Annotated in this window: 19 protein-coding genes and 1 pseudogene; 4 read left to right on the top strand and 16 right to left on the bottom strand. The window is 30.2% G+C overall.

Going from position 1 to position 18,341, the window contains the following annotated elements; all coding sequences use genetic code 11:
- Window positions 1–146 precede the first annotated feature (146 nt).
- Entirely contained in the window at window positions 147–1,298 is a 1,152-nt protein-coding gene (locus tag LJ207_RS01340; protein WP_229343348.1) for an acyltransferase family protein, read from the top strand.
- Here LJ207_RS01340 and LJ207_RS01345 read toward each other — a convergent pair.
- The 11 genes from LJ207_RS01345 to LJ207_RS01395 form a co-directional block, all read right to left on the bottom strand.
- On the bottom strand, window positions 1,295–1,870 hold the full coding sequence (locus tag LJ207_RS01345) for a TVP38/TMEM64 family protein (protein WP_229343350.1): 576 nt from the start codon (window positions 1,868–1,870) through the stop codon (window positions 1,295–1,297). The genes LJ207_RS01340 and LJ207_RS01345 overlap by 4 nt on opposite strands.
- A gap of 25 nt (window positions 1,871–1,895) precedes the next feature.
- Window positions 1,896–2,657 (bottom strand): epoxyqueuosine reductase, encoded by a 762-nt coding sequence (locus LJ207_RS01350; protein ID WP_229343352.1) that lies wholly within the window; start codon window positions 2,655–2,657, stop codon window positions 1,896–1,898.
- A 45-nt stretch (window positions 2,658–2,702) separates the two neighbouring features.
- On the bottom strand, window positions 2,703–3,437 hold the full coding sequence (locus tag LJ207_RS01355; RefSeq protein ID WP_229343354.1) for a class I SAM-dependent methyltransferase: 735 nt from the start codon (window positions 3,435–3,437) through the stop codon (window positions 2,703–2,705).
- A gap of 205 nt (window positions 3,438–3,642) precedes the next feature.
- The gene (locus tag LJ207_RS01360) at window positions 3,643–4,926 is read right to left on the bottom strand and encodes a homoserine dehydrogenase (protein WP_229343356.1); all 1,284 of its coding nucleotides are present in this window, start codon (window positions 4,924–4,926) and stop codon (window positions 3,643–3,645) included.
- Between the two features lie 233 nt (window positions 4,927–5,159).
- Window positions 5,160–5,363 carry a hypothetical protein gene (locus LJ207_RS01365; protein WP_229343358.1) on the bottom strand — a complete coding sequence of 68 codons (204 nt, stop codon included), beginning with the start codon at window positions 5,361–5,363 and terminating at the stop codon, window positions 5,160–5,162.
- A 269-nt stretch (window positions 5,364–5,632) separates the two neighbouring features.
- A complete protein-coding gene (locus LJ207_RS01370) occupies window positions 5,633–6,643 on the bottom strand; it encodes a GTP pyrophosphokinase (protein WP_229343360.1) in 1,011 nt (336 codons plus the stop codon).
- A 21-nt stretch (window positions 6,644–6,664) separates the two neighbouring features.
- Entirely contained in the window at window positions 6,665–7,210 is a 546-nt protein-coding gene (locus LJ207_RS01375) for a nucleotidyltransferase family protein (protein ID WP_229343362.1), read from the bottom strand.
- Window positions 7,211–7,324: 114 nt separating this feature from the next.
- Window positions 7,325–8,548, bottom strand: coding sequence for an NAD(P)-dependent malic enzyme (locus LJ207_RS01380; RefSeq protein ID WP_229343364.1), 1,224 nt, complete (start codon window positions 8,546–8,548; stop codon window positions 7,325–7,327).
- Window positions 8,549–8,745: 197 nt separating this feature from the next.
- Window positions 8,746–10,152, bottom strand: a complete 1,407-nt coding sequence (locus tag LJ207_RS01385) for a YfcC family protein (RefSeq protein WP_229343366.1) — start codon at window positions 10,150–10,152, stop codon at window positions 8,746–8,748.
- A gap of 55 nt (window positions 10,153–10,207) precedes the next feature.
- Window positions 10,208–11,560, bottom strand: coding sequence for an N-acyl-D-amino-acid deacylase family protein (locus LJ207_RS01390; protein ID WP_229343368.1), 1,353 nt, complete (start codon window positions 11,558–11,560; stop codon window positions 10,208–10,210).
- Window positions 11,561–11,597: 37 nt separating this feature from the next.
- Window positions 11,598–12,398 carry a Cof-type HAD-IIB family hydrolase gene (locus LJ207_RS01395; protein ID WP_229343370.1) on the bottom strand — a complete coding sequence of 267 codons (801 nt, stop codon included), beginning with the start codon at window positions 12,396–12,398 and terminating at the stop codon, window positions 11,598–11,600.
- 139 nt (window positions 12,399–12,537) lie between these two features.
- Between LJ207_RS01395 and LJ207_RS01400 the strand changes: the two genes are divergently transcribed.
- On the top strand, window positions 12,538–12,732 hold the full coding sequence (locus LJ207_RS01400; RefSeq protein WP_229343371.1) for a DUF6485 family protein: 195 nt from the start codon (window positions 12,538–12,540) through the stop codon (window positions 12,730–12,732).
- A 51-nt stretch (window positions 12,733–12,783) separates the two neighbouring features.
- On the opposite strand, the gene LJ207_RS01405 is transcribed toward LJ207_RS01400, so the two are convergent.
- Together LJ207_RS01405 and LJ207_RS01410 are read right to left on the bottom strand one after the other, a co-directional pair.
- Window positions 12,784–13,530, bottom strand: a complete 747-nt coding sequence (locus tag LJ207_RS01405) for a DUF1385 domain-containing protein (protein WP_229343373.1) — start codon at window positions 13,528–13,530, stop codon at window positions 12,784–12,786.
- Between the two features lie 50 nt (window positions 13,531–13,580).
- The gene (locus LJ207_RS01410) at window positions 13,581–14,201 is read right to left on the bottom strand and encodes a cyclase family protein (RefSeq protein ID WP_229343375.1); all 621 of its coding nucleotides are present in this window, start codon (window positions 14,199–14,201) and stop codon (window positions 13,581–13,583) included.
- Window positions 14,202–14,433: 232 nt separating this feature from the next.
- Here LJ207_RS01410 and nadE point away from each other — a divergent pair, with 232 nt between their 5' ends.
- Complete coding sequence (gene nadE, locus LJ207_RS01415) at window positions 14,434–15,225, top strand: NAD(+) synthase (protein ID WP_229343377.1); 792 nt, start codon at window positions 14,434–14,436, stop codon at window positions 15,223–15,225.
- A 63-nt stretch (window positions 15,226–15,288) separates the two neighbouring features.
- On the opposite strand, the gene LJ207_RS01420 is transcribed toward nadE, so the two are convergent.
- Together LJ207_RS01420 and LJ207_RS01425 are read right to left on the bottom strand one after the other, a co-directional pair.
- Complete coding sequence (locus tag LJ207_RS01420) at window positions 15,289–15,879, bottom strand: hypothetical protein (RefSeq protein ID WP_229343379.1); 591 nt, start codon at window positions 15,877–15,879, stop codon at window positions 15,289–15,291.
- Between the two features lie 36 nt (window positions 15,880–15,915).
- A complete protein-coding gene (locus tag LJ207_RS01425; protein ID WP_229343381.1) occupies window positions 15,916–16,458 on the bottom strand; it encodes a macro domain-containing protein in 543 nt (180 codons plus the stop codon).
- A gap of 226 nt (window positions 16,459–16,684) precedes the next feature.
- On the opposite strand from LJ207_RS01425, the gene LJ207_RS01430 reads away from it, so the two are divergent.
- Window positions 16,685–17,353 carry a DUF3159 domain-containing protein gene (locus tag LJ207_RS01430; protein ID WP_229343383.1) on the top strand — a complete coding sequence of 223 codons (669 nt, stop codon included), beginning with the start codon at window positions 16,685–16,687 and terminating at the stop codon, window positions 17,351–17,353.
- Window positions 17,354–17,436: 83 nt separating this feature from the next.
- On the opposite strand, the pseudogene LJ207_RS01435 reads toward LJ207_RS01430, so the two are convergent.
- Window positions 17,437–18,341, bottom strand: a pseudogene (locus LJ207_RS01435) (hypothetical protein); the annotation flags it as partial.

Raw genomic sequence — 18,341 nt, forward strand, 5'->3', positions numbered from 1 at the left:
AATTATTGAATATAATAAACAAATAATAATAATAATTTATCTTAATAATAGATTAATAGAAATTTTCTAAATATTGCTTGAAAATATTTTCAACATCACATATAATTAACAATGTGATTTAAAAAATTAACTAAAGGGTGAAATAAATGGCAGTCAAAAATAAAACAGATAATAGAATGTACTATTTTGATTATTTAAGAGTTTTTATTATAACATTAGTTGTCTTGCTCCACTCTTTGCTTCCTCATGTGCAAGGCTATGAATGGTATGTTAACGACAGCCCAAAAAGTGATTTATTCGGGCTCTTAAGTCTTTTAATAGATGTTTTTATAATGCCAATTATGTTTTTTATTGCTGGTTATTTTTGTTATTATTCTTTAAAAAAATATGGAGCAAAATTATTTATTAATAAAAAAAGTAAAAGAATCTTAGTTCCTTTTGGCCTTGGAATTGTTTTTTTATCACCAATAATGAATTATTTTTATGCACTTGAGTATATATCTCCTAATCTAAGCTACCTTGAATATTGGAGGGGATTTTATTTCAATAATTTTATTCAGGCAGAACATGCTGGTCATTATTGGTTTTTATCTTCGCTTTTTGTCTTTTATTTGGCTTTTGTCTTAATTTACAGACTTAATAAAGATAAAATTGATTCTATATATGAAAAACAAAAAGAAAGTATAAGCCAGCATGAATTGAGTAAGTTTTTATTTATTTTCTTTGCATTAGGAATATTGTCTTTCTTTATAGTTAGTCAATTTAGCGCTGATGACAGCTGGGTCTCTATTCTAAACATACTTGTTTTTCAACCTACTAGATGGACCATCTATATACTTTATTTTTCTTTTGGGATTTTTGCTTATTTAAAGAAAATAAAAATCACTAAAAAAATGACAAAAAAATTGCCATTATTTTTAATTTCAACAGCAATTTTATCAGTTATTTATTTAGCTTTCAAAATAAATTTTATGGCCCTGGCCAATAAGACAAGGCCTTTACAGCTATTAAATGCATTTTTGCATTTTTCACTTTGCTTTTTAATATTTAGCAGCTTATTATTATTTTTCAAAAAATACCTGGACAAACCGTTTAAAACCCTTAATAGTCTAGCAGCTAATTCTTATCAGATCTATTTTTTCCATATGATTATTTTAGTAGCAATTCAATATTATTTATTAACTTTCAATATTTCTATATTTACTAAATTTATGGTTGTTTTTGGAGCTAGTTTTATCTTAAGCTATTTACTAAGTCTGCTATATACTAAACTTTATAAGCAAGTGAAAATTTTTTAAACAACCCAGTGCATCAATGAAGAACCAATATAAACATAGGCAATACTGGCAGGTATTTTACCTATAAATGAAAATATAATATAGGTTCTAAATTTAATATTTATCAATCCATAAATATAGCTTTGGGGTATAAAAGGAAACATAGGTAAAAAACGAGTAATTAAAATCACTTTCCAGCCATAATCATTAAAACCAGTTTGGATTTTTTGATAATAATCTTTATGTTTAAAAATATCTTCGGCCAGATCGTGAATTGCATATCTCCCTGCCAAAAAAGCTAATGATACTGCAGTAGTGGTAGCTACTAAAACCCAAACTAAGCCCCAAAAAAAGCCAAATAACAAACCACCTAAAATTGCAAAAGGAATTGCAGGTAGAAAAAAGAGTGTGCCAATTGTAAATACCGCTATATATATTATGGGTCCTAAATAACCATATCCTTCTATTTGATCTCTAATTTGTTCTAAGTTTTCTAATGTGAAATAATCAGCAACTCCAAAATAATAAAGTGAAAACATCCCTATAGCTATAATTATAATTAATAATAAAAATTTATACCAATGTTTATTCATCCTCTACCCCCAACAACAATAATTTCTATTTATATTCTTTTACCGGATTAGTCATTGAACAAGGAAGCCCTGCACAACACTTACCACAAACTTCTGTAGAAGCAAGAATATCTGAATGCAGAACATCATTATATAATAAGATTTTGTAGCATTTTTCTCCAATAAAAAAATCAACTTTTAAGGCACCAGTTATACAGTTTTCAACACAAAGCTGACAATCTAATCCTTCTTTATAAAGGCAGTATTCTTGATCAGTAATTTTATTTGTTTCAATATCCAGGTCTGTTATTATACTGCCAAAACGACCACAGCACCCCTGTTCTGTAATTAGCATATTATTCAAAGCAAAATTACCCATGCCTGCAAAATAGGCCATATGTCTATGTGACCAATCGGCAGGAGATTCAGATTGAGTAAAGTTTTCTCTTGGGGCAATAACAGCAGCATTAATACCCATTTTATCAAGTTCTTTTTTTAAGTAATTATCAAGTTCGACAATCAACTCATTTGTTTCTACATAGGCTAATGCCCATTCTTTAGAACTGTATCTTCCCCCAATATTTGAATTAACAATTTCTTGAGCATAAGGCAAAAAATAAGCAACTATCGTTTTAGCCCCATTGAGATAATCTTCAGCTAGAGCGTGAGCAGGAGAAATCAACTCTTTGAAATCATGCTCAACATCTGCAAAGCCTACAACTGCTTCTCTCCATTTAGTTTTTAGATTCTTTGTTCTCTGATAAGAAGCTACAAAGTCTTTTATTAAAACTTCAATTTTTTCTCTCATAATTTTGCCTCCAAAATTATAAATAGTTACGTCAAATCTATGATCTTATTTAAGCAATTCTATTATTGCCATGAAATTAGGTGTATTATTATTTTTGCTTCCCCCAAAATAGTAACTTTTTAAACTAAGATCCATTTCTTCTACAAATTTTTCAACCTGTGCTTCTGGATTTTGCTGGATATCTAAGCTGAACAATAATTTTTCTTCAAGCAAACCTAAATATTTTTTACGCAATTTAAAATCAAGTGGTAAATTATCGGCTTCAACAATTTTAGAAATAAAATCAAAGACAATAATACTTCCTTCAGTACTATTTTCACTGATTGAAAATAATATCTTTTTTACTATTTCTTCATCCTGATAATAACTTAAACCTTCTAATAAAAATAAAGTTCTCTGAGAAGGAATAAAGCCCTGCTCGATTAAATTATTAAATACTACTCCCTGCTCTAAATTCATAGGAATAAAGTTTATATTATTTTTCTCAATATCTGCTTTTTCTGCTGCTTCAATTTTTATACTTTGTCTTTTAGGGTAGTCAATTTCAAAAATATTCAAAGATTTATTATTTGAATTTGCCAGCATAAATGATCTAGTATCATAACCTGCTTCAATAAATACAATCTGCTCATAATTATCTTTATATTTTGCTAGAATTTTATCAAATTGTATTATCCTAATATTAGGCATTAAAAACAGAGTTTCATTTTTAGGATAAGGTATTGAAACAATTTTAGGTAGATATTCCGATTTGTTATTTGCAATAATGATTGGAGCCATAGTTAATATTAATCCATAATAATAATTTCTTGCTAAATATGATCTGCACTATTAAATAAACCAAAAACTCAAAAAACCTGACAACTAACTTTTTGTCACTTTTGTTTTTTTTCATTTTTTTACCCCCAGATATTTAGCTTTTAAAAGCCAGGTATCTAGAATAATTTGTTTTGATTATTATTATAAAATATTAGCAGATATATTATTAAATATGCTTTTCTACTCTAATAACACTATTTATATCTCTGACATCTTCTAATTCTTTTATTTGATCAATTGATCTATAAAGATATTTCTCTTTAACAGAATGAGTGATCAAAACAAGTGGTACAACTGGATTTAAACGTTGTTTTTGTAATACAGAAGCAAGACTAACATTATTATCACCAAATATCTTAGCAATCTTAGCCATAACTCCAGGTTTGTCAAAAACACTCAGCCTGATATAAAAGCTGCTTTCTATTTCTTTTGTCTCAATTATATTATTATCTTCAGAGGCATCAATTTTAGGGAATTCCTGTTTATTATAATTAATGTTTTTGCTAATATGAATAATATCAGCTACTACAGCACTTCCAGTTGGCATTTGACCTGCACCTTCTGCTGAAGACATTACTTCCCCAACGGCATCTCCATGTAAGTAAACACAATTATAAGTATTATTAATCATTGCTAAAGTATGATTTTCAGGAACAAAAGCAGGATGGACCCTAATATCAAGACCCTCTTCAGAATTTTTTGCGATTGCTAAAAGCTTTATTACATAGCCCATCTCTTTAGCAAATTTAATATCATCAATAGCAATATTTCGGATACCTTCTACATAGACATTTTCTACATCTACAAATCTTTGAAAAGCAAGAGACGATAGAATAGTTATCTTGTACGCAGCATCATATCCATCTACATCAGAAGTGGGATCACTTTCTGCATACCCCATTTCTTGAGCATTAAGTAATGCTTCTTCAAAACTCTGATTCTCTTCGCTCATCTTTGTTAATATATAATTTGTTGTACCATTTAAAATACCATAAATCTTTTCGATTCTATTAGCTGCCAATGAATTTTGAAGTGGCCTGATAATTGGTAAACCACCAGCTACACTTGCTTCATAACTCACCTGCACATTTTTTTCTTCAGCTTTTTTAAAAATTTCTTTACCGTGTTTTGCAATAACTAATTTATTTGCTGTTACAATATGTTTTCCATTTTCAATTGCTCTCATTATATATTGATAAGCAGGCTCTTCTCCACCAATCAGTTCTACAACTATATCAATAGCTGGATTATCTAATATTTCAGTCTCATCCTCTGTTAAAATACCTGCCTCAATATCCACAATTCTATCTTTGTTTATATTGCTCACTAAAATCTTTTCAATTTCTAAATTTGTTCCTACTTTATTATGAATGTTTGCGCTATTTTGCTGCATAATCTTTACTACTCCACTGCCAACAGTTCCTAATCCTAAAATTCCAATCTTAAGCAAATTCTTTCCCCTCCTGATGTTTTTATATTAATTTAATAAATCCCCAATCAAAGGGGATTAAAATCAATTAAGTTTTGATAAATTAATTATACCATCTTTTTTTTAATAATTAAACCTGTATGTTAAATAGCTGCAAATTTATACTCTAAAAATGAAAAAGGCCCCTAAATTAATAGGGACCTCATAATTTTTCTCAGTTATTAATCAATTTTTAAAGCTAAATATATTTTTAATTAAAATTCTCCATTCATATCATCTTCAGGTGCTGGAGGAGGTTCTTCCTCCATTGGAGGAGCAGGCTCTTCTTCCATCGGTTCTTCCATTGGTTCTTCTACTGGTTCTTCGATGTCATCAACACCGCACCCAACAAGAACTAAAGCAAATAAAGCTAAGATACTTAAGAGAATTATTAGTTTCTTGTTTCTTAAATTTCTCATTTTCATACCTCCTTTCAAAATTTAATGTGCTTATGAAAATAACCTTATTCTTATAATTAGAAAAAGGTTAAAATTATAATCAACTATAAATTTTCCAAAAAGAAGTTGATAGATTTATTAAAAACATTATCTTTGCTCTATTATAATTATTATTGATTTTTTAAAAAAATCCTGCTAAAATTATTTATTCTAATCTTTTTCTAATCTAATAGTAAATTAATAGTAAAAATTAACTTGATTAGGAATCTTGCAGCTATATATCGTTCGATTTATAAAAAAATATTGTAATATTTTAAGAGCTCCATATAGAAATTATCAGGATTTACTTTTTGTCCAGCACAAACTATTTCATAATATTTATGGTAATCATTGATTATCATAATAGTTCTGATTAATTTTGCCAACTTTAACTTCCTTTTATTATTTAAGATATTTTTTAAAGCTCTTTGAAAATCATCTGCAACTATTTCATCAAATTCTATCAAATCATTAACCCCATAAATTCTTAATTCTTTAATAATACTCTCATCATCAAAATTTACTTTTATCTGTTTTTCTTTAATCAGCTCCTTAAATTTATTCAAAAAATATTTTTTTAAAGAATTATGACTTAGGTATAGAGTGATCTCACCATCACTGGTAATTTCTTTTAGTTTTGATTTATAGGCTTCCACTTCTTTTGCCAGCTGATTAAATTCTCTATCTGCCATTTCTAGCATACCTGCTAAGGAATAAAATCTTCTCTGTAAGTGCTTGGGTAAATTGCCTTTAAACTTATAATTTCTATCATGTTCTATTTCCGCCCAGGCATGTTGGAGAATACTTCTAATTTGTATCTCAAAATAACAATCTTTAAAAGCTTGTAATTGAGAATTTTTGATCTTTTCTTCTGTTAAAGCTGCTATATAATGAACTGACTTATAACCCATTTTATCGGCATCTAAAAAATCAGATTTATCAACACTGTTTTCATAATCAATTTTAAATATTTCTTTTATAATAGAGCTTATTTCATAAACATCTTTTTCAAATAAGGTTACTATTCTTATCCCAGCTAAATCTGTTATTTCGTTAATTGGATCTTTATATTTTTCTCTTCTTGCTTTTCTTTTAAAACTTTCAATGCTTTTAGTACGCTTTTCTATATTATGATATTCTATTTCCTGCTCATTTAATACTTCTTTTACGATTTTCTCTACTTCTACAGTTAAATGGATAAATTTTTCTCTGTTTCTTCTATAATTTTCGACTGCCTTTTTGACCGTTCTTTTATCAGCCATTTTATACTCCCCTTTCTTTCATTATCTCAATAATTTAACAATACTTTGTTTGAGTTTTTCAGGAAGAGCTTTTTCTAAATTCTTTTCTAAAATTTCTGGGTTTTTTATGCCATGTTTTTCAAAATGGTTTTCAAGCAATTTTATTTTCTTTTCTTTGCCAGTCATTAAAGAATACAAAATATACCAATCTTCCAGTGAAGCTAGAGGTATTAAAAAAGCATTAATTTTTTTAAAATCTGTGATTGATTCTTTTTTTAACTGAAAATTATAAGATTTGTTATTATAATTGATTAGTAAATCAGCAAAAAGATCGACCTCAACTCCATTAATTTTAAATTTATAAAAATCTCTTGAAAAGTTTTTATTCATTTTTTCTAGACTTGCTTCTTTTCCTAATTTATTTAATATTGAAACTGCCTTATTCAAATCAGATTTTAAAACTAAAATATCTAAATCATTTGCCTGTTCAACAATATTATGCAATTTCAACAAATATGATGCTCCTACAGCCCAACTAATATCAGATTCATTAAAGTGCTCAGCTATTTTTAATAATGTTTTTTTCATAATTTCTCTCCTATTTTAGCTGTTTTGATTTAACTTAAACTTAATTAAAAAAGACAGCTCTTAAATGTAGAACTGTCTTTTTTTGAACTATAATTAAGCAAATTCAATTATTCTTTATTTAGCCATTATTTTTTTAGCATTTGCTAGTTCTTCTTCATAAGTTAATTTGATTCTAGCTGCATTAGTATCTATTGCTGCTTGAGCTACTGCAGCTGCTACATGGGGACCAACCCTCGGATCAAATGGTTTTGGAATCACATAATCAGCTTTAAGTTCATCTTCAGCAATCAAATCTGCTAAAGCATATGCTGCTGCCTGTTTCATTTCTCTATTAATCTCTCTCGCTCTTACATCAAGGGCTCCTCTGAAAATCCCAGGAAAGGCAAGCACATTATTAACCTGATTTGGAAAATCAGAACGACCTGTACCTACTATTTTAGCCCCGGCTGCAAAGGCGTCATCAGGCATTATTTCTGGAACTGGATTGGCCATGGCAAAGATGATTGGATCTGCATTCATCGACCTAACCATATCCTTTGAAACTAGATTTGCTATTGATACACCTATAAAGACATCTGTCCCTTTCATTATTTCTGCCAGATCTCCAGCTTGATTGTTTTTGTTGGTTATTTTAGCAAGTTCTTTTTTGCTCTCATTAAGATTATCTCTACCCTTATATATAGCTCCCTTACTGTCTAAAGCAACTATATCTTTTACCCCTTCAGCTAAAAGTAAATCGATAATACTTACTCCAGCAGCACCTGCTCCATTTACTACTACTTTTATATCTTCTATCTTTTTGTCCACAATTTTAAGTGAGTTGATAAGTCCAGCTATTGTTATAATAGCTGTTCCATGCTGATCATCATGAAAAACAGGGATGTTTAACTCTTCTTTTAGTCGATCCTCTATATAAAAACACTTTGGAGCTTTAATATCTTCTAAGTTAATTCCACCCCAAACAGATTCCATCTTCTTAACTATCTCTATTAGTTTATCTGGATCAGATTCATCCAGACAGATTGGAAAAGCATCTACACCACCAAATTCTTTAAACAAGACTGCCTTACCTTCCATAACAGGCATTGAAGCTGCTGCTCCAATATCTCCTAAGCCCAAGACAGCACTACCATCACTTACTACTGCCACAAAGTTAGCCTTATTTGTATATTCATAAATCTTATCAGGCTCTCTTTCTATCTCTAAACAGGGCTCTGCAACTCCAGGGGAATAAGCAAGTGAAAGATCATGTTCATCATTTACTGCTACCTTTGTTTTTACCATCAATTTACCTTGATTATCTTTATGCATTTTTAATGCTTCTTCTTTTAGACTCATTATATTTATTCGCTCCCTCTTAAATTAAGTAATTAAAACTTTAAAATTAATTCTATTAAATTATTCTCTGTGAAATTAGATTCTCCTTTAACTTAATCAAAAAATTTATTCCTTTAACTTAAAATAATATTTATTATTTTTAAACCCTGCTTTTAATTTTTAAGCAGAGTTTAAATTAATTCTATTATATTTTTACTTTAAAAAGGACCATATTGAATGAGGTGAGCAATTGTAACCAGCACCCCACCAGCTGCAAGCCAAATTAGCAATAAAGGCATAAACCATTTAGCCCATTTCTCCCAACCTACTCCAGCCAGTCCCAAACCTGCCATAAAATAGCCTGAAGTTGGAGACCAGATATTTGTAAATCCATCCCCTAATTGATAAGCAAGAACAGCAGTTTGTCTGGAAACACCTACTAAATCTGAAAGAGGTGACATAATTGGCATTGTTAAAGCTGCCTGACCACTTCCAGAAGGAACTATGATATTTAAAAGGCTCTGGAAAAAATACATGCCAAGGGCAGAAAAATATGAAGGTAGTCCTTCTATTGCATTAGAGACAGAAAACAATATTGTATCTATAATATTACCATCATTTAATACAACTAATATAGCCCTGGCTACACCAACGATAATTGCTGCCATTGTTAAATCTCTTGCTCCTTCAACAAAGGATTCTGCAGTCCCATTGACACCTAGTTTACCTATTAAACCTGAGGCTATACCAATCCCAAGGAATAGGGCAGATATTTCTGTTATATACCATCCGTATTGAGTTACACCCCAGATTAATATTAAAAAACCAATAATAACAACAGCTAGAACATGTTTGTGGTGGTTTTCTAATTTATCAAATTCAGAAATATCAACTGAGTGACTTCTCTTTTGATCTTCTTCATACATTGGGCTTAATTCAGGATTTTCCTTTATTTTGGCTGCATATCTATATACAAAAGCAACTGCAATTCCAGTGATCACAAACCAAACACCTATTCTAAATCCCATCCCTGAAAAAATTGGCAGTTCAGCTATTCCTTGAGCTATACCTATTGTAAAAGGGTTCATAAATGCACCTGCAAAACCTGCTCCAGCTCCAATTAAAACAACTGCAACCCCTGTCAGCGAATCAAAACCTAAGGCAATTGCCAGTGGAACCATAGCCGGAATAAATACTAAGGTTTCTTCAGCCATACCTAAAGTTGAACCACCTAAGGCAAAAACGCCCATAATGGCTGGAATTATAATCTTCTCTCTTCCCTCTAAGATTCTGGTTAATGAAGCTATCCCAGCATCAACAGCTCCAGTTTTAGAAATAATCCCAAAGGCTCCACCAACTATAAATATAAAGAATATTATAAATCCTACCTCATTTAAACCCTGAGGAATAGATTTCAAAACACCAAAAAAGCCAACTGGTGTTCTTTCTACTACCTGATAAGAAACTGGATCAATAACCTCTCTTCCCTCTACTACTACTCGCTCATATGAACCTGGAGTCACGATATAAGTTGAAAGAGCGGCTAGTAAAATAATTGCAAATAGTAAAACCAATACATGTGGAAACCTTTCAGCAAATCCTACTCTCTTCTTTTGACTACTCATTAGTTATTTTCCTCCTTTGATCTTTTTATATTGATTGAATTAAAAAAATAAATAGCTATAACTTTATTATTTCGGCAGATCTTTTCCCGGTTAATTTAGATTGCTGCACAATCTCAACCCCTTTGATTAATACATGATTAATTCCTGTGGGGGCTTTAGTCGGCTCTTCGAAAGTTGCATTATCTTTAATTTTAGCAAAGTCAAAGATAGTTAAATCTGCATCATAACCTGCTTTAATTCTCCCTTTTTGTTTAAGCCCTATTCTTTTAGCAGGCAGATAACTCATCTTTTTAACAGCATCTTTTAAGCTTATTTGCTTTTCTTCTCTAACATATTTTGCTATTACACGGGGGAAAGTACCAGCTGAGCGGGGATGGCCCTGACCATTATTAAGCAGTCCATCACTTGCAATCATCAGCAGCGGGTTTTGAATAGCTTCTACTATCTCCTCTTCATCCATTGCAGAAACAGCTACTAGGGTGTCGACTTCATTTTTTCGCAAATATTTGAAGATTTCTTCAGTGCATTTATGTCCTTTATATTTGCCTTCTAAAATCTTAACTGCTTGATAATTAATTCCCCAGTTTTTAAAACATCCTGGATCAAAAACTGCACTACCAATATAGCTGCTGAAAGCATCATAGGGATAAATATCAGCCATTAAATCAACCCCTGCTTTATTGGCCTGCTCAATCATCTTTAAGGCCTCAGTTGTTTGCCCATAAGCCGTACAGCTACCTAAATGAGATATTTGTATTTTTTGTCCTGTTTCTCTGGAAATAATAATCAGTTCTGCTATTGATTCTAAAGCACGTAAAGAATCAAATCTATAATGAGCTGTAACTAAACGATCAGGATATTCTGCAATAAGCTCAGAAAGCTCAATCATTTCCTTAGTGCTTATTCCAGGAGTATATTCTAAACCAAAAGAAAGTCCTAAACTACCTGCTTCTAAATCTTCTTTTAGGAGCCTTTTGATTTCTTTAAATTTAGAGCCTGAAATATCTTTGTAATTATCTTTCACACCTGCTTTTTCTCTTAAACTACCATAACCACTTAAACTCAAATAATTAATTAAAGGCTTCTTTTTTTCTAATTCATCAAAATAATTTGATAAATTTTGAGAACTAAAACCACAATTTCCTCCTACTGCTGTGGTAACCCCCATTAAAACTATAGTTTTAAATACATCAAATTCAATCTTATTATTTATTAATTTGTCTTCATGAATATGAATATCTATAAAACCAGGACTTATATATTGACCTTCTGCATTGATTTCTTTTTTGGCAGCCATATCATTTTGGCTTAATTTAGCAATTTTACCATCTTTTAGAGATATATTTGTTTTAGCTTTCCCCTCTATGGGATCAATAATTATCCCATTTTTTATTAGGAGATCATACAAATAAACCACCTCCTTTTTCTAATCATTTTAATTTATGCTAAAGAATAAATTTTTCTATATATTCTGCGACTCCATCTTCATTATTTGAAGCAGTAATATAATCAGCAGCATCTCTTAATATTTTTTCTCCACTAGAGACAGCTACTCCAACCCCAGCATATTCAATCATCTCTAAATCATTATTTCTATCTCCAATAGCAGTGAGCTGCTCAGAATTAAGTCCTAATAAATCTACTAATACCTTTAAGGCATTACCCTTTGAAACACTTTTATCCATAATATCAATACAATCTATTATAGATCTTTTGAACTTTAATCTATCAGAATACTTTTCACTTAAATGATTAAATATTTTCTCAGTTTCTTCAAGATTTTTTTCTATTATTAATAATTTAGTAGATTCTTGATCAAAAATCTTCTCAAGATTATCTTCTACTATAGTTGGTTCTACCCCCATCAATTCCTTATAATATTGCCTTTCTTCACAATCTTTATTGCAAAATATTTGATCTTTTAAATAGATATTTAAATACAAATCATTTGCTTTAACATAATCTAAAATCTCATAGCTTATCTCTAATTCAACAGGAGAATGTTTAATAATTTTATCCTTTTTAATATCTTTGATTAAAGCACCATTATATGTAATGAGATAACTATCTAGCTCTAATTCTTTAATATATTTCACTGCTGCAGAATTGGGCCTCCCAGTTGCTATTACTACCTCTACTCCTTTTGCTCTAACTTTTTTTATAGCTTCTTTATTCCTAGAAGATATAGTTAAATCGTCTCTTAATAAAGTTCCATCTAAATCTAAAGCCAACAGTTTAGTCGTCAATTTAATCACTCCATTTATATTTATTATTTAAAATATTATAATTTATTCTCTTAGATTATAAAGCTAGATATTTAATTGGACAAAAAGCTTATTTTTAGTTAAAATAAAAATGAGAATTTTTAAAAAAGGGGGAATCAAAATGGCTGACTGCAAAAATTTTAATAATAATAAAGACATGTGCAACTGTACTTACACCTGCTCTAAAAAAGGTTACTGCTGTGAATGTCTGCATTATCACCGTAAAAGAGGTGAATTGCCAGCCTGTTATTTTAGTGCAGATGCCGAAAAAACTTATGACCGCAGCATAGATCATTTTGTGCAGCTTAATTCTTAAATAAAATCAGAGATTTAAAGCTTTGATGCCCTAATTTGATTAGGGCATTTTTTATATAAAATCATCTCCTTCTTCCTCCAGTAATATATATAAAGCTTTTTCCGCGGCAATAATTTGTTTTTGATCAGGTTTTTTTGCAACAAATCTCTGAATAATAGTCACGATAAAAAGTAAACTATCAGGTGTATATTTCATTGCTTCATAGGCAAGCCCGATATATAAAAGCTGACGAATAAACAAATTAAATTCAAAACCTAATAAACTCCCAATTATTTGAAAGAGTAAAAAATAAAAGATAAAGTTACTGCCACAACTTTTATGAATACGTGAATAGTCTTTTATTTGACCCTTACAGTCGTTTTCATAGTAATTTACTGCCATATGCTCTGCTCCATGAAATTTTAAAACTTCAGAAATATTATTACGAAAATAAAAGATCAAAAACAAAGGCAGCATAAAATAGCTAATTAAAAATACAGCTCTATAAGTACTGATCTCTCCATTACCACCAAACCAAAATACTAAATCAAAAAGTATTATTAAAAATATAAACCAGTATTTTATTGGGTTTTTCAAAACCTCTTTTAAAAATACCCAGAGGGCAATTAAAATACTTAAAATACCCCTTATTACAGGAATCTTTTTTAATATATGAGCTTTTTTTATCTTTTTAGATCTCTTAATATTAACTTTTAAATCTCCAGTTTTATCATAATAAGCTTTAACAGCTTTTTTGCTGTTCATAAGTTGAACCCCATTACTATAAGCTCTTCCACCAATACTTTCTTTTTTATTCATTTAAAATCTCCTCAGATTAGAAAAATTTTAGAAAATAATATCAAAATTCACTAAGAAATTTCTGCTGCAACCCTAACAGGTGCTCCAGAAGTTTTAACTTTTAAAGGAAAAATTAATAATTTAAATTCTTTAAAACCAAGTAGTTTATCTAAATTACAGAGATTCTCTAAAATTAAAATATCTTTTTCAAATAATATTTTATGAATCTCATAAGGTGATTTATCTGGAGAGGGCATATCAAAAGCAAGAATATTAATTTCTTTTTCAGCCAAAAACTCAGCTAAACCTCTGCTTATTAAAGGGTGATCATGATAATATTCTTCACTATTAAATTTCTCAGCAAAACCTGTATAGAATATAACGATATCATCTTTTTTAATCAGTTCTTCATAAATACTTTTATATTCTATAACTCTTTCACCTTTAGCATAAATTAGTTTTGCTGGCCCAGATAGTTTATTTAATGATAGATCACTAACAGCATAGTTGCTGTTGATCATATGCATTGGTAAATCAATATGAGTTCCAACATGCATCCCCATACTTAAATTATGATTTGTATATTCATCTTTTTCTAAATCTCGATCTTTTTCTAAGTTAACTTTTCTATCCCCAGGATAAACAGGCATATCAGTTCTAATTTCATGACTTAAATCAACTAATTTCTTCATAAAATTCCCCTTTACAAATCTAAAATAAATTAAATTCTTCTTAATAATAATTATTAAAATTTATTATATCAGAAATTTGAAGTAATTTAAATACAAGGAAAGTATTCATAGACAAATATTGTTAAGATAATTTGCTATATAGCTTGACAGAGCTAGTAATATTTCTTATAATTTTTGATGGATTTGTTAATCATAATCAATATCTATTCAATTTTGGGAGGTATTAATATTAATGATTGATGAAGATCTGAGTGAGGAAATTCAGGAATGGATGAAAAAGGAAGTTAAAAAAAGAGATGCTGATGGTGTTGTCATTGGATTAAGTGGAGGAATTGACTCTTCTGTTGTTGCAGCTTTAAGCAAAAAGGCATTCCCAGAAAACACATTAGGGGTTATGCTGCCGGCAAATGGAACAATTTCTAAAGATGTGGAATATGCAGAAATGCTCGCTGATAAATTTGACATTGAAACTTTAAAAGTTAATATGGATGATATTAACAGACCACTTGAAAACAGGTTAAAGGATATAGAAATTGATGGTGTAGAAAGAGAATACTGGCCACAAACTAAAATTCCAACCCCTAATCCAGCTGAACAAAATATTCAAACCCGTTTAAGAATGATGACACTCTATTATATAGCAGAAAAAATGAATTATGTAGTTATGGGTACTAGTAATAAAAGTGAAATCAAAACAGGTTATTATACTCTTTATGGTGATGGTGCCACAGATATGAGGCCAATTGGTGATTTAACTAAAACAGAAGTCTGGGAATTAGCCAAAGAATTAGAAGTACCACAAGAGATAATAAATCGTCCCCCTACTGGTGGTTGTAGAGGTGATGAAAGTGATAGAGATGAAAAAGAATTTGGAATTAGTTATGAGAAATTTGATCGAATCTATAAAGAAATGAGCAATGGCAATGATTTGAGCAAATTTGATGAAAGTGATGTTGCCAGGGTGGAAGAATTGATTGATAGTGCAAAAAATAAAGAAAAAACTCCTATTTTCCAATTGAATTGATAATTAATTAATATAAAGAAGCCGGGGAACATAACATTCACTTCCCCGGCCTTTGATATATATTTACTCATCAAATGCTTTGAAAATTTTTAAGTTTTTAAAATAATTAATATCATATGGTGATTCTTCTGTAAACATTATAGCTTTAATATATGCGATTACATAGACCTTTGTTGTACCACCATTTTCATCGATTTCATAACGACTTTGCTTAGATCTGGATAAAATCACATAAGCATCTTCATCCTTTGTAAAAGGGTAAATGTAATTTTTATTTGAAAATATCTCTTCATCTTTAGCAAATGGTATATAATAGAATTTAGAATTAGTAAATTCAAAAGTAGCCATTTCTAGATTATCTACTATTTCTTTTAACTTTTGCTGGGTTAATTTTAACTCAATCCCTTTCATATATCCTTCATCATCTAAATCATTTTGAAATTCCTCAATAAAATCACCATTATTTAAAGCTTCTTTATAAGTTTTTTTAGGCCAATTTAATCTATTAAGCTGTAAATAAATATTATCAATAGTATTATCAATATTTTGTTGTGAGATAGTTTCTTTTAATTTAAAGTGTTCATAATTACCACTGTAACTTTCTTTTAGATAAATATATCCCATTTCACACTCTTGATCACAGGTAATGTCCACTTTTAACCCTCCCTTGCTAAATAGTTTTCAACTAAACTAATCAACTTCGAAAATTTTTTCAGCTCTATTTTTATAAATATTATAATCATGTTCATTATATAGGATAAATCTTATTAATTTAACACTGTTAAGCTCATCAATTTCATCTTTTATTGTCTGTAATGCAACTACAGCAGCTTCTTCAATAGGATAATTAAAAGCTCCTGTTGAAATAGCAGGAAAAGCAAGTGATTCTATATTATTTTTTTCTGCAAGCTTTAAACTATTTTGATAACATTTAGCGAGCAGTTTTGCTTCCGGTTTATCAACACCATAAACAGGTCCTAAAGTATGGATCACATAATCATTTTCTAGCTGATAGGCAGCTGTAATTACTGCTTCTCCGGGTTTGATAGGAGCTAAAGAGCTAGATTCTTTTTCAAGTTCTGGACCTGCTGCTCTGTGAATAACTCCTGCCACTCCTCCTCCCATTTTAAGTTCTGCATTGGCAGCATTAACAATGGCATCTAAATCAGCTTGCTTAACAATATCGCCCTGAATAAATTCTAGTTCAAGCTCAGAAATTTTAATTTTATCCATATTTAGATACCTCCTTTAATTTCTATTACACTGATAATAATGCTTTGATTTTTTTATATCTATTTTTTATATTCTATAATTATTAACTTTCTCCTGCCTGAGTTCAAGAACATTATTAAAGCTGAAACTAATTTGATTTTGGTTAAATCTTTACTTGTAATTTTTTTAAATTAATAATAATATCTAGATAAAGTAGAATGGAATTTTCAAAGGGGACTTAACAAAAATGAAAATCATAAAAGATATAAAAGCCGAATTAAAAAATATAGTTCTCAGTAGAACTTTTGATACAATTTTACCTCCCTTGATCTTTGCCTTGGTCAATAATTTTTTTAATCTCAATTATGCCTTAATTCTGGCAATTTTTACTGCCTTAGCCTTAATTTTGAAAAGGTTTATCAAAAAAGAAAATTGGAAATACTCTTGGGGCGGTTTATTTATAGTACTTTTTGCCTCTGCTCTCACTTTATTAACAGATAATGCAAGCAGCTATTTTCTTCCGGCCATCTTTAGTAGTTCTATACTGCTTATTATTACCCTAACTTCTATAATTTTAGGCAAGCCAATAGCTGCCTGGGCAAGTCACATCTCAAGATCTTGGCCTTTAGCATGGTTTTGGAGAAAAGATATTAAGCCTGCTTATCAAGAAGTTAGCATTTTTTGGGCAATATTTATTGCTTTAAGATTAATTATTCAAATAATATTATTTCAATCTGCAAGCCCCTTGTTTTTAGCCTGGGCAAATATTTTGCTTGGCTGGCCATTTACAATAACAATTTTAATTATTAGTTATATTTATGGACTTTGGAGGCTTAAAAATTTAGGTGGCCCAGGAGTTGAAGAATTTAAAAATGATAAAAATCCTCCCTGGGAAGGACAGAAAAAAGGATTTTAAAAGTCAAACCCCGAATTAAAATTCGGGGTTTAACTGATTAACTATGATCATTTAAAAAGCAATAGCTAATAGCTTATAAATGATTAATACAATGGATAAACATTTAAGTGGATACCATAGTAATCATTTAATGGAACTCTAATACTAGCTTCTAGACCTGATTCTGTTGCTTTATAATCAAATCTGCCAGGTGCAGGGTTTCCACTAGGTTCACTACTATAATCTTGAACATATAGATTTGTGGTACCTGGTTCAAATGCCCAGCCATCAAGATAAACTTCAATCTCTACAAAACTTCCATTTTCTGTAAATACTACATAACCTACATATTCAAATTGACCTGCATAAATATTTGCTTCTCCATTATCTGTAAGAATATCTTCATATTTAACATAAGTTGCCCAGTTACCACCTCTACCAGGATTATATCTATAAACTCCCACATCATGAGCAGCCCAAGCAGTTTCAGCAGCCATTATAAAGTTATTAAAGATATTAACTTCTACTACTGGAGTAGCTCCTGCCACAACTTCTGCTGGGGAACCGACTATAATAGAATCCCAGGCTTCTGAGCCTTCAAAATCCAACTCTTCTACATAGTAGTCACCAGGTATCAGGTTTTCTAAAAGCTCTTCACCATAACCTGTACTAGGATCAATATCTATGGTAACTAACTCACCATTAGGATAGGAATCTCCTGTCACCTCTACTGTAATCGAAGCAGGGAAGTCTACATCTCCTTCAACATCATTTAAGTCGAACTGTTTTGTTATCAATAGCTCACCTGTTAAATAGGTGTTTGTTATATTAACTTCTACTACTGGAGTAGCTCCTGCCACAACTTCTGCTGGGGAACCAACTATATCAGAATCCCAGGCTTCTGAACCATCAAAATCCAACTCTTCTACATCGTAGTCACCAGGTATCAGGTTTTCTAAAAGCTCTTCACCATAACCTGTACTAGGATCAATATCTATGGTAACTAACT

The sequence above is a fragment of the Halanaerobium polyolivorans genome (assembly GCF_020711195.1).
Classification (GTDB): Bacteria; Bacillota; Halanaerobiia; order Halanaerobiales; family Halanaerobiaceae; genus Halanaerobium; species Halanaerobium polyolivorans.

Excerpts from the sequence above, each read along its gene's own strand:
- LJ207_RS01340 (WP_229343348.1), top strand. The coding sequence starts at position 147 with ATGGCAGTCAAAAATAAAACAGATAATAGAATGTACTATTTTGATTAT.
- LJ207_RS01345 (WP_229343350.1), bottom strand. The coding sequence starts at position 1,870 with ATGAATAAACATTGGTATAAATTTTTATTATTAATTATAATTATAGCT.
- LJ207_RS01350 (WP_229343352.1), bottom strand. The coding sequence starts at position 2,657 with ATGAGAGAAAAAATTGAAGTTTTAATAAAAGACTTTGTAGCTTCTTAT.
- LJ207_RS01355 (WP_229343354.1), bottom strand. The coding sequence starts at position 3,437 with ATGGCTCCAATCATTATTGCAAATAACAAATCGGAATATCTACCTAAA.
- LJ207_RS01365 (WP_229343358.1), bottom strand. The coding sequence starts at position 5,363 with ATGAGAAATTTAAGAAACAAGAAACTAATAATTCTCTTAAGTATCTTA.
- LJ207_RS01370 (WP_229343360.1), bottom strand. The coding sequence starts at position 6,643 with ATGGCTGATAAAAGAACGGTCAAAAAGGCAGTCGAAAATTATAGAAGA.
- LJ207_RS01375 (WP_229343362.1), bottom strand. The coding sequence starts at position 7,210 with ATGAAAAAAACATTATTAAAAATAGCTGAGCACTTTAATGAATCTGAT.
- LJ207_RS01380 (WP_229343364.1), bottom strand. The coding sequence starts at position 8,548 with ATGAGTCTAAAAGAAGAAGCATTAAAAATGCATAAAGATAATCAAGGT.
- LJ207_RS01385 (WP_229343366.1), bottom strand. The coding sequence starts at position 10,152 with ATGAGTAGTCAAAAGAAGAGAGTAGGATTTGCTGAAAGGTTTCCACAT.
- LJ207_RS01400 (WP_229343371.1), top strand. The coding sequence starts at position 12,538 with ATGGCTGACTGCAAAAATTTTAATAATAATAAAGACATGTGCAACTGT.
- LJ207_RS01405 (WP_229343373.1), bottom strand. The coding sequence starts at position 13,530 with ATGAATAAAAAAGAAAGTATTGGTGGAAGAGCTTATAGTAATGGGGTT.
- LJ207_RS01410 (WP_229343375.1), bottom strand. The coding sequence starts at position 14,201 with ATGAAGAAATTAGTTGATTTAAGTCATGAAATTAGAACTGATATGCCT.
- nadE (WP_229343377.1), top strand. The coding sequence starts at position 14,434 with ATGATTGATGAAGATCTGAGTGAGGAAATTCAGGAATGGATGAAAAAG.
- LJ207_RS01425 (WP_229343381.1), bottom strand. The coding sequence starts at position 16,458 with ATGGATAAAATTAAAATTTCTGAGCTTGAACTAGAATTTATTCAGGGC.
- LJ207_RS01430 (WP_229343383.1), top strand. The coding sequence starts at position 16,685 with ATGAAAATCATAAAAGATATAAAAGCCGAATTAAAAAATATAGTTCTC.